General features: G+C 66.0%; 20 protein-coding genes. 10 read left to right on the top strand and 10 right to left on the bottom strand.

Features of this window, described 5'->3' with window-relative positions; translation table 11 throughout:
* The first annotated feature begins 18 nt into the window (after positions 1-18).
* Entirely contained in the window at positions 19-2,316 is a 2,298-nt protein-coding gene (locus tag HW932_RS08780; RefSeq protein WP_176976118.1) for a DUF5682 family protein, read from the top strand.
* On the top strand, positions 2,313-3,509 hold the full coding sequence (locus HW932_RS08785) for a VWA domain-containing protein (protein ID WP_176976119.1): 1,197 nt from the start codon (positions 2,313-2,315) through the stop codon (positions 3,507-3,509). Before HW932_RS08780 ends, HW932_RS08785 begins: the two co-directional genes overlap by 4 nt.
* 17 nt (positions 3,510-3,526) lie before the next feature.
* Here HW932_RS08785 and HW932_RS08790 read toward each other — a convergent pair whose 3' ends face one another.
* A complete protein-coding gene (locus HW932_RS08790; protein WP_176976120.1) occupies positions 3,527-4,192 on the bottom strand; it encodes a DUF2202 domain-containing protein in 666 nt (221 codons plus the stop codon).
* Between the two features lie 252 nt (positions 4,193-4,444).
* Between HW932_RS08790 and HW932_RS08795 the strand changes: the two genes are divergently transcribed.
* The 5 genes from HW932_RS08795 (at position 4,445) to HW932_RS08815 (ending at position 9,500) form a co-directional block, all read left to right on the top strand.
* Positions 4,445-5,347, top strand: a complete 903-nt coding sequence (locus HW932_RS08795; protein ID WP_176976121.1) for a hypothetical protein — start codon at positions 4,445-4,447, stop codon at positions 5,345-5,347.
* Between the two features lie 37 nt (positions 5,348-5,384).
* The gene (locus HW932_RS08800; protein ID WP_176976122.1) at positions 5,385-5,741 is read left to right on the top strand and encodes a hypothetical protein; all 357 of its coding nucleotides are present in this window, start codon (positions 5,385-5,387) and stop codon (positions 5,739-5,741) included.
* The gene (locus tag HW932_RS08805; protein ID WP_176976123.1) at positions 5,731-7,311 is read left to right on the top strand and encodes an ATP-binding protein; all 1,581 of its coding nucleotides are present in this window, start codon (positions 5,731-5,733) and stop codon (positions 7,309-7,311) included. Before HW932_RS08800 ends, HW932_RS08805 begins: the two co-directional genes overlap by 11 nt.
* Before the next feature lie 19 nt (positions 7,312-7,330).
* On the top strand, positions 7,331-8,665 hold the full coding sequence (locus HW932_RS08810) for a sigma-54-dependent transcriptional regulator (RefSeq protein WP_176976124.1): 1,335 nt from the start codon (positions 7,331-7,333) through the stop codon (positions 8,663-8,665).
* A 193-nt stretch (positions 8,666-8,858) separates the two neighbouring features.
* Complete coding sequence (locus HW932_RS08815) at positions 8,859-9,500, top strand: TusE/DsrC/DsvC family sulfur relay protein (protein WP_176976125.1); 642 nt, start codon at positions 8,859-8,861, stop codon at positions 9,498-9,500.
* Between the two features lie 17 nt (positions 9,501-9,517).
* Here the strand turns inward: HW932_RS08815 and HW932_RS08820 are convergent, their stop codons facing one another.
* The 7 genes from HW932_RS08820 to HW932_RS08850 form a co-directional block, all read right to left on the bottom strand.
* A complete protein-coding gene (locus HW932_RS08820) occupies positions 9,518-10,963 on the bottom strand; it encodes a potassium transporter TrkG (RefSeq protein WP_176976126.1) in 1,446 nt (481 codons plus the stop codon).
* Positions 10,964-11,003: 40 nt separating this feature from the next.
* Positions 11,004-12,869, bottom strand: a complete 1,866-nt coding sequence (locus tag HW932_RS08825; protein ID WP_176976127.1) for a diguanylate cyclase — start codon at positions 12,867-12,869, stop codon at positions 11,004-11,006.
* Positions 12,870-13,075: 206 nt separating this feature from the next.
* Positions 13,076-14,452: a sensor histidine kinase gene (locus HW932_RS08830; protein ID WP_176976128.1), complete on the bottom strand. Its 1,377-nt coding sequence runs from the start codon at positions 14,450-14,452 to the stop codon at positions 13,076-13,078.
* 25 nt (positions 14,453-14,477) lie between these two features.
* Entirely contained in the window at positions 14,478-15,155 is a 678-nt protein-coding gene (locus HW932_RS08835; protein ID WP_176976129.1) for a response regulator transcription factor, read from the bottom strand.
* Positions 15,155-15,481, bottom strand: a complete 327-nt coding sequence (locus HW932_RS08840; protein ID WP_246296740.1) for a PepSY domain-containing protein — start codon at positions 15,479-15,481, stop codon at positions 15,155-15,157. Before HW932_RS08840 ends, HW932_RS08835 begins: the two co-directional genes overlap by 1 nt.
* A 23-nt stretch (positions 15,482-15,504) precedes the next feature.
* A complete protein-coding gene (locus tag HW932_RS08845) occupies positions 15,505-16,101 on the bottom strand; it encodes a diheme cytochrome c (RefSeq protein WP_176976130.1) in 597 nt (198 codons plus the stop codon).
* 16 nt (positions 16,102-16,117) lie between these two features.
* Positions 16,118-16,474 carry a DUF1924 domain-containing protein gene (locus HW932_RS08850; RefSeq protein WP_176976131.1) on the bottom strand — a complete coding sequence of 119 codons (357 nt, stop codon included), beginning with the start codon at positions 16,472-16,474 and terminating at the stop codon, positions 16,118-16,120.
* A gap of 217 nt (positions 16,475-16,691) precedes the next feature.
* Here HW932_RS08850 and HW932_RS08855 point away from each other — a divergent pair, with 217 nt between their 5' ends.
* The 3 genes from HW932_RS08855 to HW932_RS08865 are packed head-to-tail and all read left to right on the top strand — an operon-like array spanning position 16,692 to position 18,854.
* Positions 16,692-17,318: a cytochrome b/b6 domain-containing protein gene (locus tag HW932_RS08855; protein WP_176976132.1), complete on the top strand. Its 627-nt coding sequence runs from the start codon at positions 16,692-16,694 to the stop codon at positions 17,316-17,318.
* Positions 17,319-17,355: 37 nt separating this feature from the next.
* Positions 17,356-17,934, top strand: a complete 579-nt coding sequence (locus HW932_RS08860; protein ID WP_176976133.1) for a diheme cytochrome c — start codon at positions 17,356-17,358, stop codon at positions 17,932-17,934.
* A 2-nt stretch (positions 17,935-17,936) separates the two neighbouring features.
* Positions 17,937-18,854 (top strand): cation diffusion facilitator family transporter, encoded by a 918-nt coding sequence (locus HW932_RS08865; protein WP_176976134.1) that lies wholly within the window; start codon positions 17,937-17,939, stop codon positions 18,852-18,854.
* Positions 18,855-18,872: 18 nt separating this feature from the next.
* Here the strand turns inward: HW932_RS08865 and HW932_RS08870 are convergent, their stop codons facing one another.
* On the bottom strand, positions 18,873-20,102 hold the full coding sequence (locus tag HW932_RS08870) for a cytochrome-c peroxidase (protein WP_176976135.1): 1,230 nt from the start codon (positions 20,100-20,102) through the stop codon (positions 18,873-18,875).
* Positions 20,103-20,169: 67 nt separating this feature from the next.
* Positions 20,170-20,571: a hypothetical protein gene (locus tag HW932_RS08875; protein ID WP_176976136.1), complete on the bottom strand. Its 402-nt coding sequence runs from the start codon at positions 20,569-20,571 to the stop codon at positions 20,170-20,172.
* Positions 20,572-20,577 lie beyond the last annotated feature (6 nt).

A 20,577-nucleotide genomic window follows, 5' to 3' on the forward strand; every position in this document is an offset into this window, starting at 1 on the left:
CCACAGCGGGGGAGCCACATGGCCGATTCGCCCTTCCATCTCTTCGGCATCCGCCACCATGGTCCGGGCTGCGCGTGCAGTCTGCTCCAGGCGCTGGAGGCCCTGAACCCCGATTGCATCCTGGTGGAGGGGCCGCCCGAGGGACAGGCGCTGCTGGAATGGCTGCGCGATCCGGAACTGGTGCCGCCGGTCGCCCTGCTCGTCTACGATCCCAAGGACGCGCGCGAGGCGGTCTTCTATCCCTTCGCCGAGTTCTCGCCGGAATGGCAGGCGCTGCGCTTCGGACTCGAACGCGGTCTGCCGACCCGTTTCTTCGATCTGCCGGTCGCCCACCGGCTCGCGCTCGACGCCTCAAGCGAACCGCTGGTCGAAGACCTCGAAGCCTCCGAAACCGCTGCCGAAGATCCCGAAGAACCCTCCGAGGCCGGCACCGAAGATCCAGACAACGAACAGCGACGCGACGACCCGCTCGACTGGCTCGGCCGCGCTGCCGGCTACAGCGATGGCGAGTCCTGGTGGAATCACCTGGTCGAGGAACGCGGCGACGGTCTGCACCTGTTCGCGGCCATCCGCGAGGCCATGACCCTGGTGCGCGAAGAATCGGGTGATGATCACTGGACGGCACACCGGCGCGAGCACGAGGCCCGACGCGAGGCGCACATGCGCAAGCTGATGCGTCAGGCGCGCAAGGAGGGTTTCGAGCGCATCGCCGTGGTCTGCGGGGCCTGGCACGTCCCGGCCCTGGCCGAGCTGCCGAGCGCGACCGCCGACAACGCGCTCCTCAAGTCGCTGCCCAAGCGTGCGGTCGAGGCGACCTGGGTGCCCTGGTCCTATCCGCATCTGAGTACCGCCAGCGGCTATGGCGCTGGCATCGCTTCCCCCGGCTGGTACGAACACCTCTGGCACAGCGCCCCGGAGCGACGGGCCATCGGCTGGGTCGCCCAGGCTGCGCAGTTGCTGCGCGCCGAGGATCTCGATTGCTCATCGGCCCATCTGATCGAGGCCGTGCGGCTGGCCGATGCGCTGGCGGCCATGCGCGAGCGTCCTCAGCCCGGTCTCGACGAACTCGACGAGGCGTTGCGCACGGTCGTCTGCCAGGGCGAGGAGGCGCCGCTGCGGCTCATCCATCGCGCGCTCGTCATCGGCGAGCGGCAGGGGCGCATCCCGGACCAGACGCCGGTCGTGCCCCTGCAACGTGACATCACCGAGCGCCAGCGCGCGGTGCGCCTGAAACCGGAGGCGAGCCGCAAGACGCTCGATCTCGACCTGCGCAAACCCACGGATCTGGCGCGCAGTCACCTGCTGCACCGTCTGTCGCTGCTCGGGATCGACTGGGGCGAAGTGCAGCGCACCGGGCGCTCGGTCAAGGGCACCTTCCACGAGGTCTGGACGCTGCAATGGGAGCCGCGGCACGCGCTGGCCATCATCAAGGCCGGCCGCTGGGGCAACAGCGTCGAGGAAGCCGCCACCCGCCGCGTCATCGATGCCGCTGAACACGCCGACACACTGCCGGCCCTCTGCGAACTGGTCGATCGTCTGCTGCTCGCCGATCTGCAAGCGGCCATCGTGCCGGTAACGCGCCGTCTGGAGGATCAGGCCGCCGTCGCCGGCGACGTGCCCCAGATGCTGGGTGCCATTCCGCCGCTGACCTCGATCCTGCGCTACGGCAACGTGCGCCAGACCGACAGCGGTCTGGTGGCTCATGTCCTCGCCGGGCTGGTGCCGCGCGCCGCGCTCGCGCTGCCCGGCGCCTGCACGGCGCTCGACGACGAGGCCGCCGGCGCCATGCGTGCGGCCATCCAGGGCGCCGACCGCCCGCTGCGTCTGCTTCAGGACGCGGAGTTCGAGCAGGCGTGGTCGCAGGCGCTGATGAGTCTCGCCGAGAGTGCGACCTGTCATGCCCTGATCGGCGGTCTGGCCGCGCGCCTGCTGTTCGATGCCCAGCAGGCGGATCTGGAGACGACCGCGCGCCGTCTGTCGCTGGCTTTGTCGCTCGCCAATGATCCGGCGCCGGCCGCCGCCTGGCTCGAAGGTTTCCTCAACCAGAGCGCCCTGGTGCTGCTGCACGACCCGAGCCTCTGGGCACTGGTCGACGACTGGGTCGCCGGCTTGAGCGAAGAGCATTTCGTGCGCGTGCTGCCCCTGGTGCGACGCGCTTTCTCGGCCTTCGCGCCGGCCGAGCGCCGTCAGCTCGGTGAACGCGCCCGACGTCCGGCGAGCGTCGCGCCCCTGGCCATGGCGGACACGGCCATCGATCTGGCACGCGCCGAGCGGCCCATCCCGCTGCTGCAACGTCTCCTGGGACTCGCACCATGACCGATTCGACCAACCCGACGCCCCCGAGCGACCCCGATCAGACCCGACTCCGGCGCTGGCGTCTCATCCTGGGCGAGCCGGCCGAGGCCGGTTGCGGATATGCGCTCTCGGGTCTGGACGCCCAGATCGACGCCGCGCTCGGCGCGCTCTACGATCCGGACGGTCCGGGCGGACTGCGCGGCGGCAGCGGCGCCTCCTCGCCGCGGGTCGTGCGCTGGCTCGGCGACATCCGCCGCTATTTCCCCGGCCCCCTGGTGCAGGTGATGCAGCGAGACGCCTTCGAGCGGCTGGATCTCAAGTCGATGCTGCTGCAACCCGAGCTGCTGGAAGCGGTGCAGCCGGACGTGCATCTGGTGGCCACGCTCATGGCCCTGCGCGGCATCCTCCCGGCCCAGACCCGCGACACCGCGCGCAGCGTCGTCGCCCGGGTGGTCGCCGCGCTCATGGCGCGGCTGGACGAACCGATGCGTGCGGCGGTCAGCGGTGCGCTCAACCGCGCCGAGCGCAACCGCCGTCCGCGTCATGCCGAGATCGACTGGAACCGCACCATCCGCGCCAACCTGCGCCACTGGCAGGCCGACTATCAGACCCTGGTTCCGGAGCAGCTCATCGGCTATGGCCGCAAGGCGCGACGCACCCAGCGCGAGGTCGTGCTCTGCATCGACCAGAGCGGCTCCATGGCCAACTCAGTCGTCTATTCGAGCATCTTCGGCGCGGTCATGGCCTCGCTGCCGGCGGTCAGGACGCATCTGGTGGTGTTCGACACCGCCGTGGTCGATCTCACGGCGGACCTGAGCGACCCGGTCGAGGTGCTGTTCGGCATCCAGCTCGGGGGCGGCACCGACATCAACCGTGCGGTCGGCTACTGTCAGGGACTGATCCGCGAACCGCGCAACAGTATCCTGGTGCTGATCTCGGATCTCTACGAAGGCGGCGTCGAGCGCCAGTTGCTCCAGCGCGCTGCCGAACTCATCCAGTCCGGCGTACAGGTCATCGTGCTGCTGGCCCTGAGCGACGAAGGCGCACCCTCCTATGACCACCAGCTCGCGGCCAAGCTCGCCGCGCTCGGCGCACCGGCCTTCGCCTGCACACCCGACCAGTTCCCGGAACTCATGGCCGCCGCGATCCGGCGCGAGGACGTGGCGCTGTGGGCCGCGAAGCAGGGGCTGGTCACAGCGCGGGCGCAGACCTGAGGCACGAGCAGGTTCGTCTATCTGCCGTTCTTACCCTCACGGCGCCGGCCCTGGCCGCCGCGCTCCATGGGCGTGTCGACGATGGCGTCGACCGTGTCCTGGTCGAGTTCCTGGGCTTCATAGGTCACGCCCTGACGTTCGATCTCGGCGACGAAGGCACGCAGATGATTGCGCGAGCCGCGTTGCAGATTGGAGTAGAGCGTCTGCAAATCCGTGTTGTCGGTCTCGGTGATCGCGGCCTCGAGATCGGCGATGTCAACCTCCTCGATCAGGGCGCCGACGCGCAGCGCGTCCATATAAGAAGACTCGCCGCGTTCCATCAGCTCGGCATACAGTGCCTGCAAGGCAGGATCGGCATAGACACCTGACTGAGTCGTATCGGATGGATCGGGCAGTGCATAACGGTCCATTGCATTCTTGACGCTGTCCATGTGCGTCTGCTCGGACTGGGCGATGTTGTCGAACAGCAGCGCTTGCCAGACGATGCCCATCTCGACATAGACATCACGGGCCAGGCGCTCCTCCTCACGCATGAACAGCAGGGTCGCCTCCTCGGCGTCGTCCAATTCGGTGAGGACGGGTGACGGGTCGACTTGACGCCCGTTGGGTCCGGCGCTCAATGTGGGCGCGGCCGCGAGGATCAGGCTGAAGGCCAGGGGAATCAAGGTGTATTTCGGATGCATGGACTGGCTCCTTTTTCGCTCGGGTTTCGACGAGAGTGTCGTGATCGTGGTAGAGCACAGGACATGCCATGCTTCAAGCCTTTGATTTAGATTGTTTTTATAATGCAGACCCAGAATTCTGACTCGACGAAGCGCGTTTCGACTCGACAGAAATGTCGAGCCGTCCGGGGTTCGAGACCGTTCGCGTATGCCCTCGGCGCCCTCTCTCTGCTGCTGACGAGCACAGGACTGGGTGCGGCGGACGATCTCCAGTTGGATGCTTCGATCGCGCTGGGCTTCGACTCCAATCCGGCACAGACGCGCACCGGGCCGGACCTGGCCTTTACACGCTATGCCGTCGAGGCATCGCGTTCCTGGTCAGCGAACGCCGGCCAAGCCTTCAGTCTGGGCGGCGGCGGCTGGTATCGCGATTACGAGGCCGCCAACGATGCCTATCGCCTCAACTTACTCAGTGAATGGTCGCGCGAGAGCGCTTCAGGGCTAGGACTGTGGCGACTCAATCTGGCCGGCAGCGCTTACCGCGATGCCTTGGTACCTGCCGACGAGCGTGATGAGGCGGGCGTTGGAGCGCGTTACGATCACCTGATCTCCGCGCGCTACACCCTTGGACTGAGCGTCGATGTCCGTCAGCTCGACTATCTTCACCCCGCGCTGCCCTGGGCAGGTCGTCCGGGAGGGGCGTCGAACTCGGGTTCGAAGCATGGCGAAACCGGCCGCAACCGTAGCAGCCAGATGGCACGGCATCGCGACGACACACGCCTCGAACTCGGCCTGGATCTGACACGCCATTGGTCACCGGACCTCTCGACCCGGTTTGCACTGGCGTATGCGGAGAACGACTCCAGTGTTCATCTCGAAAGTTATCGTCGTCCGGGCTTGAGCGGATCACTGCGACTGGAGCCATCCGAGGACTGGCAGGTGGAAGCCGCCGTGAGTGGATCGCTCACCCTTTATACAAAGACACCCAGTCATCGCGAACGCGAGGATCGCCAATTCGGCCTGAGTCTGGCCCTGCGTCGCCGGTTCGCCGCGCCGCCCGGCGATGGCGCCGAGTGGCAGTGCCGGCTCACATGGCTCGACAGTGATTCGACGCTGGCCGACTATTCCTTCCAACAATGGGTGACAGAGTGTGGCCTCTCCTGGTCGTTACGCTGATCGATTTCGCCGCCGCCTGGGTCGGGCGATCTTGGTGATGGCGGTGCTGGCATCCAGCCCGGTCGACGCGCAGGAGCCACGGCTGGCGCGCGTGCTGGCGATCGCACCTGGGGGCGTCACCCTGAGTCTCGAACCGTCGGCCGGGAATGCGTCCGAGACCCTGGTCGTGCCACTCGCGGAAGGTGATCAGCCCTCGGGAATCCGCGTCGGTGGCTTGGTCCGTCTCTGGCCCGGCCCCGAAGGCATGCGCAACAGCTCCCTGGCGGGAGCGCGACTCGACGTGCTCGGCGGCGCCTCGGGCTTGCAGGATCGCACCGGGGTACGGGCGCGTCTGATGCAGGGATCGCGATCGGGCGCGGGCGGCGGTTCCGGCGGAGGACGCGGTGGACGCTGAACCGACGCGCGAGCGCGAGCGCGAGCGGCTCCCGCCCCCCTGGCTGGGACATCTGCTGGTCTTCGGCCTGCTCTTCGCACTGGTGCTCGGCTGGTTCTTCTGGCAGACCCGTCAGGCGCAGCATCTGTTTGAGGCCGACGCGGGCGAACACGCACGGCTGCTGGCCGATGCCGTGACCCTGCATGCACGCGGCGCGCTCCTGGCCGAGGAACTGATCGAGGCACTCCTGACGCGCGTGCTCGGCAACTCGGCGCGTTTCGTCGATTATCTCGATGGCGTGGCGCCCTTCGCGGACGAGGAACTCGCCGCCTTCGCCGCCGAGGCCGGCCTGGCGGTCATCCGCATCCAGCGCGCCGACATCCAAGTCCAGGGACCGCGTGACTGGGACGCCGGACGCGAACTGAGCTGCGAAACTCTGGAACGTCTGGTGCGTCTGCCTGAACCACATGTCATCCTCTTCGGCGTTGCGAGAAGCCAGGGCGATGGATGTGTGCTCGTCGGTCTCGACAGCGGTCGGACCCAAGCCCTGGAGGAGGCCATCCGCCTCACCCGAGCGCTCGACGCCATCGCCGCCCTGCCCGGTGTGCGTGCGGTTCGGCTCGATGGCGCGGCCCGTCTCGCCTCGGTCACGCCGATGCCGACCGAACTGCCGCGTATCCAGATCCGGCAAGCGGCGGACGGCACGCTCGTGGCCGAAGCCAACGCCTCGGTCTCTGGTGCCGGCCTGCATCTGGAACTGGATGCCGGTCCGCTCCAACGGATGCGTGAACGGCTGTGGTGGGAGTTCCTCGGGTTCATCCTGGTGCTGGCCGGAGCCGGCGGTGTGGGCGCCTGGATCCTGTATCGTCATCAGCGCGCCCATGAGCGTCAGCGTCTGGACTATGAACGACGCCTGTCACGCCAGCGCGAGGAGGCCGGTCTGGGACGCGCCGCCGCCTCCATCGCCCACGAGATCCGCAACCCGCTCAATGCCATGGCGATGGGACTGCAACGCCTGCACTGGGAGGCCGACGAACTCAGCGACGAGCATCGGCGTCTGCTCGATGTGGTGCAGCAAGCGCTCAAGCGCACCAACGGTACGGTCAGCGGCCTGCTCGACTATGCGCGCCCCATTCGCCCCAGGCCGGTGCCGGTCGCGCTCGGGCGGCTGGTCGCCGAACAACTCGAACTCTATGCGGCGGCGTTCAGCGCGGCCGGCTGGCGGCTCGACACGCGCCTGCAGGACGATGCCTGGACCGCGGCCGATCCCGATCTGCTGCGCCAAGTGCTCGACAATCTGTTGCGCAATGTCATCGAGACCGAGACGAACGCGGGCGTGCTGGAGATTCAGGTACGGCGCCAAGCCGACAGCGTCGAACTCAGTCTGACCAATGGCGGCCTGACGATCGCGCCCGACGAGTTCGAACGTCTGCTCGAACCCTGGTTCACCACCAAGACCCACGGCACGGGCCTGGGACTGGCGATCTCGCGGCGGGTCATCGTGGCGCACGGCGGCACGCTCGGTCTCACGGCCCCCCGTCCCGACCATTTGCGCGTCAGCCTCCGGCTGCCCGTTGCTCCACCTGTCTGAGAGGTAGACCACGCCCACCATGAAGATCCTGATCGCCGACGATGATTCCATGCAGCGCGAACTGCTGGCCGGTTTCCTGCGCAAACGCGGGCACGCGGTGTTCGAAGCGGCCGATGGGACACAGGCCCTGACCGTCTTCGCGCGCGAGCCGATCCAATTGGCCCTGCTCGACCATCGCATGCCCGGACTGACGGGTGACGAGGTGCTGGCGCGACTGCAGGCGATCAATCCGCTGGTACGCGCCATCCTCATCACCGCCTATGGCGCGGTTGAGACGGCGGTGCGGGTGATGAAGCTGGGCGCCGACGATTTTCTGGAGAAGCCGGTCGATCTGAGCCAGTTGATCGACAAGATCGAGCGGCTGGAACAGGAGCTGGCCATCGCCGAGGATGTGGTCGAGGTGACTGAGACATTGACCGAGACGTCCTGGCCGATCGCGATCATCGGCTCCAGCCCGGCGATGCGCGAAACGTTGTCAATGGCGCGCCGACTCGCCGACAGCCCCTGGAGCGTGCTGATCCAGGGCGAGACCGGCACCGGCAAAGAACTCTTCGCCCGTCTGATCCATCAGCTCAGCCCCCGGAGCGAGTCGCCCTTCGTCGCGCTCAACTGCGCGGCCATCCCGGACACTCTGTTCGAGAGCGAACTCTTCGGCCACGAGAAAGGCGCCTTCACCGGAGCCGATCGCGCACATCGCGGCTGTTTCGAGCGCGCCAACGGCGGTACGCTCTTTCTCGACGAGGTCGGCGAGTTGAGTCCGCCCCTGCAATCGAAGCTGCTGCGTGCGCTCCAGGAAAAGCGCATCAACCGTGTCGGCAGCGAGCGTGACATCAGTGTGGATACGCGGGTGCTGGCCGCCACCAATCGCGATTTGCGCACACTCAGTGCCGGCGGTGAGTTTCGCGAGGATCTCTACTTCCGGCTCAAGGTACTCGACATCAAGCTGCCGCCGTTGCGCCAGCGTCGCGAGGACATCCCAGCGCTCATCGAGCACTTCGTCGCACGCGATGCCCCGCGTGCCATCCAGCTCGCGCCCGAGACGCTCGATGTGCTGATGCGCTACGACTATCCGGGCAACGTGCGCGAACTCGAACACATCATCCAGCGGAGCCTGACGCTGGCGCGTGGTTCCGTCCTGCGTCCGCGCGACCTGCCCGAGGAGGTCATGCGCAACCAGGGAGCGGACGCGGGACAATTGCGTGAGCGGCTCGATGCCATGGAACGCGCCCTGCTCGTCGAGGCGCTCGAACACAGCGACTGGGTCCAGACTCAGGCCGCCGAGCGACTCGGCATCAGCGAGCGAGTGCTGCGCTACAAGATGGGCAAGTACGACATTCGCCGCGCGTGGAACTAACTGGGGCGCGCTTGGGGTCGGCATTGTTCTTCGGTCGCACCGTTTGACCCATATCAAGGGTGAGGTGCGCGCGCGGATCTAATCTATACGCATCAACCAAACAGGCTGACGGTCGCACTCTTGGACCCATGCGCCCGTGTTGCTGAAGGCCAGATCGGATGGTCGTCCGGGCTGACCTGATTCGGAGGACGAAATGATCGAAATCACCGTCATCATGAAAGCCACCAACGAGCCGCTCAAGCGGACCCCGGTCACGCTCTGGCTCGATGCCGAGGACAGCCAGACCGCGCCGGTCCTGACCGATCGCGACGGCGTGGCGCGCTTCGATCTCCCGCCGGCCAGCGGCAAGGTGCTGGTCTCGGGCGTTGAGCGCTACCACGGGCGTCTGGATGGCCGGATTCCGATCGCGCTCTGGTCGATCACCCAATCCGAACATAGCTCACTGGGCATGCCCGGCGAGTTTCCGAGCGGCAGCAACGCCTATCCCAGCATGACCACCCAAACGATCGCGGTCGATGGGCGTGAGGTGCTGACCGACAGCGAGGGCTATCTGGTCGATCCCGCCGACTGGTCGGAGGATTTCGCGCGCGCCCTGGCCAGACACGAGGGGTTGACCCTGACCGAGCGGCACTGGGAGGTGATCCGTTTTCTGCGCGAACACTTCGCCCGGCACGGCGCCCAGGCGACGGTGCGCGACATGATCGCGCACTTCCGGCGTCTCTGGGGTGCCGAGGACGGCGGCAACCGGGGGCTGCACCGGCTGTTTCCGCGCGGCGGTCCGCAGAAGCAGGGCAACCGGCTGGCGGGGCTGCTGCGCACCAAAGGCGAGCATTGACCGCTACCAGCCTGAACTCACTGCCGCCAGAAGGCCGGCATGAACAGGATCAGCAGGGTGAAGATCTCCAGCCGCCCCGCCAGCATCCCGAAGACCCCCAGCCACTTGACCGCCGGGTCGACCGTGGCGAAGGTGACGGCCACCTCGCCCAATCCAGGCCCGCAGAGATTGACCGTGGTGAAGACCGCGCCGAACGCCGATTCCAGATCCAGCCCGGCGGCCATCATGGCCACAGTCAGCAGCAGACAGGTCGCGATATAGAGCACATAGAAGCCCCAGACCGACAGCAGCACGTCCTCCTTGATGACGCGACGGCCGATCTTGACCTCCAGCACCGCATGCGGATGGGCGAACTGGAACAACTGACGAACCCCCAGCTTGACCAGCAGCATCACGCGCAGCACCTTGAGTCCGCCCGCCGTCGAGCCGCCGCAGCCGCCGGTGAAGGACAGGATGACCAGCACCAGGGGAATGTGCAGTGGCCAGTCGCCGAAGGTCGCGGTGCCGAATCCGGTACTGGTCATGATGGAGACGACCTGGAAGACGCCATGCCGTAGTGCTGAACCGACATCGGCATAGGCCTGCGCCCAGTACAGACTGGCAGCGATGAAGAGCGAGCCGCCGAGGACGATCAGCCCGAAGGTGCGCGTCTCCGAATCATGCAGATAGGCTCGGACGTCCAGATCGCGCCAGGCGACGAAATGGATGGCGAAGTTCACGGCGCCGGCCAGCATGAAGACGATGGCGACCGCCTCGATCAGCGGGCTGTCGTAATGCCCCAGGCTGGCGTCATGGGTCGAGAAGCCGCCGGTGGCCACGGTCGCGAAGGCATGGCCGACGGCATCGAACACCGTCATCCCGGACAGCCAGAACGCCAGCGCACAGGCCGCCGTCAGACCGAAGTACAGCGACCAGAGCACGCGTGCCGTCTCGCCGATACGCGGTGTCGGTTTTTCGTGCTTGGCCACACCCGAGGCCTCGGCCCGGTAGAGCTGCATCCCGCCCACGCCCAGCAGCGGCAGGATGGCCACCGCCAGCACGATCACGCCCATGCCGCCGAGCCACTGGATCTGCTGACGGTGGTAGAGGATCGACTTGGGCAAGCGGTCGAGTCCGTCGATGACGGTCGCGCCCGTGGTGGTGAAGCCCGAGATCGACTCGAAGACCGCATCGGTCAGGCTCAGATGAAGCCCGAGAATGAAGGGCAGTGCGCCGAATACACCGAGCAGCGCCCAGAACAGCGCCACGATCAGAAAACCGTCGCGCACCGAGAGTTCGCTCTCACGATGGTAGTTCGGCAGCCACAGCAGCAGACCCGCACTCAGGGTTGTCAGGAGTGACTCCAGGAACACCAGACCCTGCCCATCCTGATAGATCAGCGCCACGACCAGCGACGGCAGAAAGCTCAGGCTGTAGAGCATCAACAGCAGACCGAACAGCCGGATGATGGCGCGCCAGTGCATGGTTCTACCGTGTTATCGAGTCGGCACCAAGGGAGCGTTTTTAGTAGCCGCCGTTCTCGTCCTGCCACATCGCTGGCGCGAAGCGCAACACGCGGTTTCGTCCCTCGTCCTTGGCCCGATACAGGGCCACATCGGCATATTTGAGCGTCTGCCAGAAGGTTTCACTATCCTCGGGAAACAGCGCTACGCCGACTGAGATCGTTTTCTTCAGCTCGCCGCCGGCGATGCGGAATTTGTATTGTTCGACGGCCGAGCGAATCTTTTCCGCCACCTTCAAGGCCGCTGCCCCATCGGTGTCGGGCAATAGGATCAGAAATTCCTCGCCGCCGAAGCGAATGACCAGATCGGACGCGCGGACATTTTGTTTCAACAGTTCGGCGATCGACTTGAGCACCGCATCCCCGGCATCATGACCGTGGGTATCGTTGACCATCTTGAAATAATCCAGGTCCAGCAACAGGATCGCCAGCCCGGTTTGATGACGCTTGGCCGTCGCGACCAGAGTCTCGACATATTCTTCCAGGAAGCGTCGATTGTGCAGCCCGGTCATGGCATCCTGCAGCGAGGATTCGCGCAGGGTCTCGGTCAGCCGCTTGGCCTCCAGGACCGGCGCCATTTCGCGGATGAACATCAGGATATAGGGCACTTGCAGCGCCAGACAGGCGGCTGTGGTCGCGGGTGTGACCAGTTGCACCACGGCTCCCACGACACCGGATTGAATGATCGGCACACAATAATGCCGCCGCACCTCTCCGCCCTTCGCATCCGGAACGAACGCGGTGCAGATGTGCTCCTGAGTCAGTCCATCGACCATATGCCCGGCGCGGCGGGCGCGGCAGCGTTCACCGCGCACCAGGATCTGCGGATCGCACCACAGACAGCCGTGGCCGTTCTCGCCATCGACGGCGATCACCTGCAAGTGACCATTGTCCAGGGTTTCGTAGAACGAGTATTCGAGCAAACCGAATCGCTCGGTCAACAGACGACCGAACCGGTCGTAGATCTCGGCCTTGGTTTCGTCTTCCTCGATGGTGATCTTGAAGGTCGCCGCGTCCGCCAGACTGTTGACCATGTCGATGGTGGCTTCGAGCTGATTGTCGATGCCGCTGGGCATGCGTCCCGTCAGTTGGGCGACGCGCTCGACGATGCTCGCCAGCCCCTGTTCCAGATAGCCCAGCAGCCGATTGACGTGGGCGGCGATGAGGCCGATGTCGTCCGTGGTGCGCTGCGTGACCCGCGCCTTGAACTGACCTTTGAGCGCCCGTTGCACCACCTCGCCAATCTCGGTGGCCGTGTCGCCGACCGGCAGCATCAACCGCCGTGCCCCGACGATCGCCAGCAGCGAAAACACCGCGACCGTGATGATGATGCTCACCACGCTGGTCATCGCATGTTTGCGCAACCCGGACAACAGCAGCTCGATGGTGACGGCGCCCAGGACGTCGCCCTCGTTCACCTGATGGCATTGCAGACAATTCGGGGTGCCGCGCGAGCTGGCGATATAGGGGATGGTTCCGCGAAACACCGGCTCGCCGATCTCATCGATGATGCTGAACCTCGGTTGGCCGTCGCGCAGAACCTGTGCCTCGATGCGGTCGGCGACCATCTCGCGTTGCAGTCCTTCGCCGAACTGTTTGCTCACCAGAGGCGAACGGATCACCCGCGCCATGCTCAGTCCCTGCACTTCCATCAGGCGTTCGAGAAACTGCTCGCGTTTACCGATGGTGCCGTTGATCATCGACTCGGTGAGATGCACGCGGACGATCTCGGCGGCGGTTTTGACATGGGCCGTCGATGATGTCAGCGCAAACGAGCGGAAGGCATAGAGTGAGATGATCACCAGCGCCACCAGGATGCTCGTCGCCAGGGCAACGAAGAGGAGCGTGACCTTACGATTGAGCGTCATCTGTTTCCGTACCTGGACGGCGGGGCGCTGCTTGCAGCGATTGACGGGTAGGACATTCAGGCGATCCGGAAGGGTCTGAGACAGGATGCCGGGCTTTTGAGGGTAGCGACTGTTGGATCGGCGGTCAACGCACGGGGCAATCGCGCGTCGACCGGCGCCCGTCACTCGGGCCGATTGATGGCGATGGGGGGAGCGACAGACCGGGTTCAGGCGATTTCCGTCCCCGGCAATCTGACCCATACCAGCAGACCGCCCGCCTCGGCGCAACCGAAGCCGAGCGTGCCGCCATAGGCTTCGACCACGTCGCGCACGATGGCCAGTCCCAATCCCGTGCCGGCCTGACGCTCGTCGAGTCGCAGGCCACGCTCGCCGAGCCTTGGCCAGTGTTCCGGGAGCACTCCGGGGCCATCGTCGGCGATGCGGATCTCGACCTGTCCCTCGACTTCCGGTGAGGTCGACACCTGGATCTCGACCCGGTCACGCGCCCACTTGGCCGCGTTCTCCAGCAGATTGCCGAGCAGTTCGAGCAGATCGTCCGCCATCAGCGCCACGGCGACCGGCTCGGGAGCCGTGATCCGCCAGTCGATCCGTTCGCCGGCGGGAGTGCGCTCCAGGGTGCGTAGCAGACGCTTGAGATTCTCGACGACCTCGGCACGCGCGGCATGCGGCGGATGGCCGGAACGCACGCGCGCGCGGATCAGCTCGCGCTCGACACGCCGACGCATGGTCAGGGCCAGTTGGTCCAAGTCCTCGGCCAGATCCGGATGACCGGCACGGCGCAGCCGCTCGGCGTCAGTCGCCAGCACGCTGAGCGGGGTCTTGAGTCCGTGGGCGAGATCGGCGGTCCAGGCACGCGCCCGCTCGACCGAGCGTTCACGGGCTTCAAGCAGGGCGTTGAGCTCGGCGACCAGCGGCCGGACCTCTTCGGCGCCCTGCGCGACCAGACGTGCAGCACGACCGGCGCGGATGGCGCCGACCTCGCGGCGCAACGCTTCCAGAGGCGCCAGTCCGGTCTGGATCTGGACCAGGGTGGCCAGGGTGAGCAGAAGCGCGATCAGCCCCAGATAAGGGCGCATGTCGGCGGTGAAGTTGGCGCGTGCGGCGAGCAGTTCGGCCCGATCCTGGGCCAGGATCAGGCGCAGTTCGACCGGCTCGGGGTCCGCCGAGACCCGGATGCGCCGCTCGCGCACCAGGAGCGATTGTCCGGCCGGTCCCGGCAGACGATGGGCATGGATCACGCCTGGAGCCAGATTGTCATCCGGCAGGATCAGCACCTCGTCCCAGAGCGAACGCGAACGCAGGGCGCCAGACTGACCGGGACGGTCGATCTGCCAATAGTGACCGCTCAGGGGTTGAGCGAACGCGGGAGACTGGGGTTCCTGGGTCAGACGGATCGAGCCGTCGGGCGAGATCTCGACGGCGGCAGCGAGCTGATTGAGCCGCACCTCCAGTTCGACGCCGAGATGACGCTCGACATGGCGCTCGAAGAGATTCGCTAGCCCGAGCCAGGCGATCAGCAGGGCCAGCGTGATCGAGATCAGCGCGCTGAGCCAGAGTCGCGCCCGGAGTGATCGGCGCCTCATGCGAGCTTGAATTCCGGGTTCGCGATCATGGGGTATGCGAGGCGTCATCCACCTCGATCAGATAGCCGAAACCACGCCGGGTCTGGATCAGTTCGGCCCCCAGCTTGCGCCGCACCCGCCCGACCAGCACTTCGACCGAGTTGGAGTCGCGCTCGAAGTCCTGGGCATAGAGCTGCTCGGTCAGCTCCTGTTGCGAGACGACGCGCCCGGCCTGCTGCATCAGATAGCTGACCAGACGGTATTCCTGGGGCGAGAGATGGATGGGCAGACCGTCGCGGCTCAGGGTCTGGCGTCGGGTGTCGAGCCGGAAGGGGCCATGGACGAGCACGGGCGCCGGTTGTCCGGCAGCGCGGCGGACCAGCGCCCGCACGCGCGCGAGCAGTTCCTCGAACCGGAAGGGCTTGGGCAGATAGTCGTCGGCGCCGGCCTCGATGCCCTCGACGCGCTCGGTCCAGTCGCCGCGCGCGCTCAGGATCAGCACCGGCAGCCGCTGACCGGCGGCGCGCCACTGGCGCAGCACCGACAGCCCATCGAGTCCCGGCAGACCGAGATCCAGGATGGCGGCGGCATAGGGTTCGGTGTCGCCCATGAACCAGGCCTCACGCCCCTCGCGCGCGCGTTCGACCAGGAAACCGGCAGCCGTCAGGCCGGCCGTCACCGTCTCGGCGACCTGGTCGTCGTCTTCTACCAACAGCAGGCGCATCAGTCGTCGTCCTCCAGTTCCAGGATGTGTCCATCACGGGCATCGACCTCGATTTCCAACCGGCGCCCGTCCGGAGTCAGGATCTTGATTTCGTAGATCCAGACCGGCTGGCCGGTGCGCTTCTCGCGTTCGAGTTCGAGCCCGATCACCTGCCCCGGTATCTGCTCGCCGATATGATGCAGGATCTCGGCGATCGGTCGGATCTCGTCACGCAGACGCGCCTCGCGCGCGCGCTCGTGATCCGCCTGAGGATCGGCATTCACCTGCCCGAACAGGCTCAGGAGGCCCATGAGGATGACGAAGCGCATCGCGGAGGTTGGCGTCATGGTTCTGTGCTTGGCGTCCGGACTCAGTCCTTCCAGGGACCATGACCCGGAATGTCGATCCAGCGTTCGTCGTAATTGCCTTCGGCGGCCTTGCGATGACAGGCGTTGCACTGGCTGAAACTGCCGACCTCCGGGTTGCCCGTCACCAGACGGGCCGGGATCTCGTCGTGCTCGCGCTTGAAGTCGACGCTTTCGGTGATGCGCGGCAGACTAGAGGCCGCGCCCGCGTTGCTAGCACCGCTTGGGACCATCTGCAACATCACATTGGCGGCGTTGGCTCCCAGGAAGGTGCTGATCTCGGTACGCAGTTCCTCCGACAGACTGGCATCGTCACCGTAATGATTGGCTAGCGCCTCCGGCGTCATGATCTGCGCCCAGGCCTGCGGCGGGAGCAGACCGGGCGGGTAGGCCATGTGGCAGGAGCCGCACTCCTGACTGTAGGTGGCGTTGACGGCTGGTGCCAGCGCCTGGCGCGACTCGAACAAGCTGCTTTTCTCGCGGCCGCGCTCGTCGTCGTCATCATCGTCGTCATCGTCGGCGAACGCCAGATGGGCCGTGCCCATGGCCAGAGCCCCAGTGAGCAGGAGTGTCAGGACGGATTTCAATGGAAACGGGTTCATGTGTCGATTCTCCGGCTCATTGAGTCTTGATGTAGGCGATGAAATCCGCCTTTTCATTGGCGGTGCACTCGCGTCCCAGGGTCCAGCGGCAGTTGCGGGTCAGCCATTTCTCGATCTTGGCGGAATCGGTGAGGCGCTGTGGATTCACCGAGGGCGCCATGGGTTCGATGACCTTGCCGGTGTTGGCCTGACGTCCCGGTTGGGTCAGGTCTCTGCCATGACAGGTCACGCAACTGCGTGGTGCGGATCCGTCCGCCTGCGGATATTCCTTGGTCCAACCCGCCGCACCGGCGGCTGGATCGGCCGCCCAGAGCGTGGCCGGCAGGATCAGGGTGCTTGCACTGAGCAGGACGGTGGCGAGGTGTCGTTTCATGGTCGGTTCTCCGTTCGTGATCGGTCAGCCTGGCGCCGGTCGGGGTTCCCGCCAGCTGGGTCAGGCTGTGCCGACAGCTTACGGAGGACTGCCTGACAAAAGGCTGACAGCAGTTGCCAGTCTTCAGTCAGGCGCCTTTGGTTAATCTGCCGGTCCAGGGCGGAGACACGCCCGAACCGACGAACCGATCATGACATCCTGTACGGAGAACCCAGCCATGCCGAACGACTATCCGACTGACACGACCACCCTGCCCCATCATTCCGAACCGAAGACATCCGAGCGGATTCGCGTCTGGGATCCTCTGGTGCGCGTGTTCCATTGGTCACTGGTGGCCGGATTCGCCACCGCCTTCATCGTCGAGGACGACCTGCTCGGCGTCCATGTCTGGGCCGGCTATCTGGTGCTCGCCCTCGTCGCCGTGCGTCTGGTGTGGGGTCTGATCGGCACGCGCCATGCGCGCTTCAGCGACTTCGTGCGCGGTCCGGGCGCGGTGCTGGCCTATCTGCGCGATGTCGTGAGTCTGCGCGCACCGCGTTATCTGGGGCACAATCCGGCCGGCGGAGCCATGATCCTGCTGCTCCTGATCAGTGTCGCCGCCACCGGGATCAGTGGTCTGGCGCTCTATGGCGCCGAGGAATTCGCCGGTCCGCTGGCTGATGTGATGCGTGGTCTGCCGGCGTTCTGGGGCGATGCCCTGGAAGAGACCCATGAGGTGTTCGCCAATCTCACGCTCGGTCTGATCCTGATCCATGTGGCCGGGGTGCTCGTCTCCAGCCTGCTGCATCACGAGAACCTGATCGGCGCCATGATCAGCGGCTACAAGCGGAAAGAGATCGAGTGAGCGTTTCGCGACACATTAGACCTGGAGAGCCGATACCATGCCTACCCGTCCTTTCATCGCCCGGTTTGTGCTGATGGGTCTGTTGCTCGTCGCGACCGGCGCTGCCCTGGCGGCCACGGACGACGAGCCTCGGGACTGGCGCCGTTGGCTGCGGATGTTTCCGAACATCGCTCCGGCCACTCAGCCGGCCTATCTCCAGGAGTGCGGTTCCTGCCATCTGGCCTATCCGCCCGGCGTCCTGCCGGCGGCGTCCTGGAGCCGGCTCCTGGCGCCCGAGTCACTCGCCGATCACTATGGGGATGACGCCTCGCTGCCGGATGCGCTGGTCGCCGAGTTGCGGGGTTATCTGATGGCCAACGCCGCCGACGGATCGGCGCGCATCCGCGAGCGGGCCTTCGCCGTGCCCGGTGCGGCGCGATCCGACACCGGCCTGCCGCGCATCACCGAGACACCCTATTTCATCCGCAAGCATCATCGGATTCCGGCACGTCTGGTCACGGATAACCCCGAGGTCGGCAGCTTCAGTCAGTGCAACCGTTGTCACATCGGCGCCGACCGTGGGATCTTCGATGAGCGTCAGATCGAGATCCCCGGCCTGGGACGCTGGAAGGATTGAGCATGTCCATCGAGTCACGCACACCGACAACGTCGGCTGAAACCGCCCGGCTGCTGCGACTGGCGACCTGGGCGTCGGTGAGCACCGCCGGCCTGCTGATCCTGGTCAAGGTCATTGCCTGGGGGATGACCGGGTCCATCACGGTCCTGGCCTCCCTGATGGACTCGGCGATGGATGCCATGGCCTCCCTGCTGACGCTGCTTGCCGTGCGCTGGTCGTTGCGGCCACCGGATGCCGAGCATCGTTTCGGGCATGGCAAGGCGCAGGCCCTGGCCGCGCTCGGGCAGTCGGCCTTCATCGCCGGCTCGGCGCTGTTTCTCGGCTTGCAGGCCGTCGACCGCTTCCTGCATCCACGCCCGCTGACCGAGATCGGTGTCGGTCTGGGCGTGATCACCTTCGCTATACTGGTCACGCTGGCGCTGCTCGCGCTCCAGCGCCATGTCATCCGGCGTACCGGATCGCCCGCGATCCGCGCCGATGCCCTGCACTATGCCACCGACCTGGCCACCAACTCGGCCACCCTGGTCGCGCTCGGGCTGGCCGGTCTCGGCTGGTCGTGGATCGATCCGCTCCTGGGGCTGGCCATCGGCCTCTATATCCTGTGGAGCGCCGCGCGGATCGGACGCGACGCCGTTGAGATGTTGATGGATCGCGAACTGCCCGATGAAGCACGCTGGCAGATCCTGGAACTGGCGCGCGCCATACCTGAGGTCTGCGGTGCACATGGACTGCGCACGCGCCAGTCCGGACAGTCGCTGATCATCCAGTTGCATCTCGAACTCGACGACGCGCTGCCACTGAGTCAGGCCCATCAGATCACGCGCGCGGTCGAGGAGCGGATCCGGGAGCGTTACCCGGACTCCGACATCCTCATCCATCAGGATCCGGTCAGTCTCGGCCGCGAGGCGATGGACTCCTGAGATTCCGCGCTGAGCGACTCAATCGACGGGCGGAATCCAGCCATCGTTGAGCGTGCGCATGAAGGCGACGATGGCCGCTTCCTCCTCGGCGCTCAGTCCCAGCTTACCGAGTTCATCGGTGTTGACGTTGGCCGCGATCTCAGGCTCGGGCCAGCAGTTTTGGCCCGGCTCGGGCGCATCGATCCGCTCGCACACCGGCTTGGTATCGCGGGTGTTGTAGAAGTGGACCACCTCTTCCAGACTCTTGTGGGCGCCGTTGTGCATGTAGCTCTTGGCGAAGCCTTCAGAGGGTCGAAGATCGGCATTGCGCAGACTGGGCACCTTGAACTTGCCCAGGTTCTCTTCGGCGCGATCGGCGAAGCGCGGCACCGTCTTGAGGAAACCGCCGAGTCCGGGATCGCGCCAGGCTGCGCCTTCGGGATTGCGCTCGCTCTGCCGGTACCACGGGTTGTCCGGGTTGCGCCCGACACCGAGATTGTCATAGGTGAAGTCGGTGAAGAGCGGCGGCTCGCCGTTGGGTCCGGGGGTGTGCGGATGACAGGCGGCACAGTTGCCCTTGTCCTCGCGTTCGAAAAGTTCCAGACCGAGCCGCTCCTGTTCGGTGAGCGGATAGCGTTGCGGATCCTTGAGGTAGTGGTCGTACTTGGAACTGAAGGCGTTCATCTCCGGCGATGATTCGAAGGCCAGCAACGCTTGGGCGATGGCATTGAAGCCATCGGTCGGATTGGCGCACACCGACTCGCCGAACCAGGCACGCAGCGCGCCGCCCGAGGGTCCGGCACAGACACGCCGCACGAGTTCGGCATCATCCGTCAGATTCTGCTCGACCGGATTGAGAAACGGCCCCTGTGCCTGCTCGGCCGTCGGATGACCGAGCAACCAGCCGGTGGCGCGGCCATCCCAGAAGTTACCGCCGACGAAGTGGTCTTCCTCGTCATCGAGATGCAGCGGCGGACTGAAGCTGGCGTAAGCCGCCATCAGTGGACGGCGGTTGCCGAAGCGTCCGGCGACCGCGCCCTCATGCACACCGCCGGCGGCATTGAGCGCGCTGTCCGGGCTGGTCCAGCCGGCGATCGGCGCATGACAGCTCGCGCAGGACTGTCCGGGCGGCTCGGAGAGCGTGGCATCGAAGAAGAGCGCCTTGCCGAGCGACACCAGATCCGCGTCGGCCTGGACGATCGGCGCGGCGGCCAGGAGTCCGGCCAGTGTCAATGAGTGAATCGGCTTCGTCCGGTTAGTCGTCGGCATACCATCCTCGTCGATCATCCGTTCACCAGTACCCCTGGCGTCAAAATGGCTTGCCGACCCGACTGACTCAAGGCCGGTCGAGCCGATGCTCGACGCGCACCCGGCTGCCGGGCGGCGGATCGATGGCGAGCTGTGCATGGAAATGCGCCGATTGAGCCTGACGATTGCGACGCATCAGGCTGGCGTCGGTTTCGGCCAGCGCGCGCCCGTCGGCGTCCAGAACCGTGATATGCACCTGCCCCGGGATGGCGCCGCGCGCCGGAATCCGTGGCCGGACCGTTCCGCGCACGGTCAGGGTGGATGCCGTTGCGTCCGGGTCGACCTGGACGAATCCGACCGTGAAGCGGTTCGACGATGAGCGCTCGACACTGAGCGACGCGCTCGGACTCGCCGCCTCCGGAGTCGTGCTCGTGAGCAGTAGGGCCAGGGCCAGCGGCCCGGACATGATCGCGTGGGGATTCAGACGCATGCTGTC

The sequence above is a fragment of the Allochromatium humboldtianum genome, assembly GCF_013385175.1.
Classification (GTDB): domain Bacteria; phylum Pseudomonadota; class Gammaproteobacteria; order Chromatiales; family Chromatiaceae; genus Thermochromatium; species Thermochromatium humboldtianum.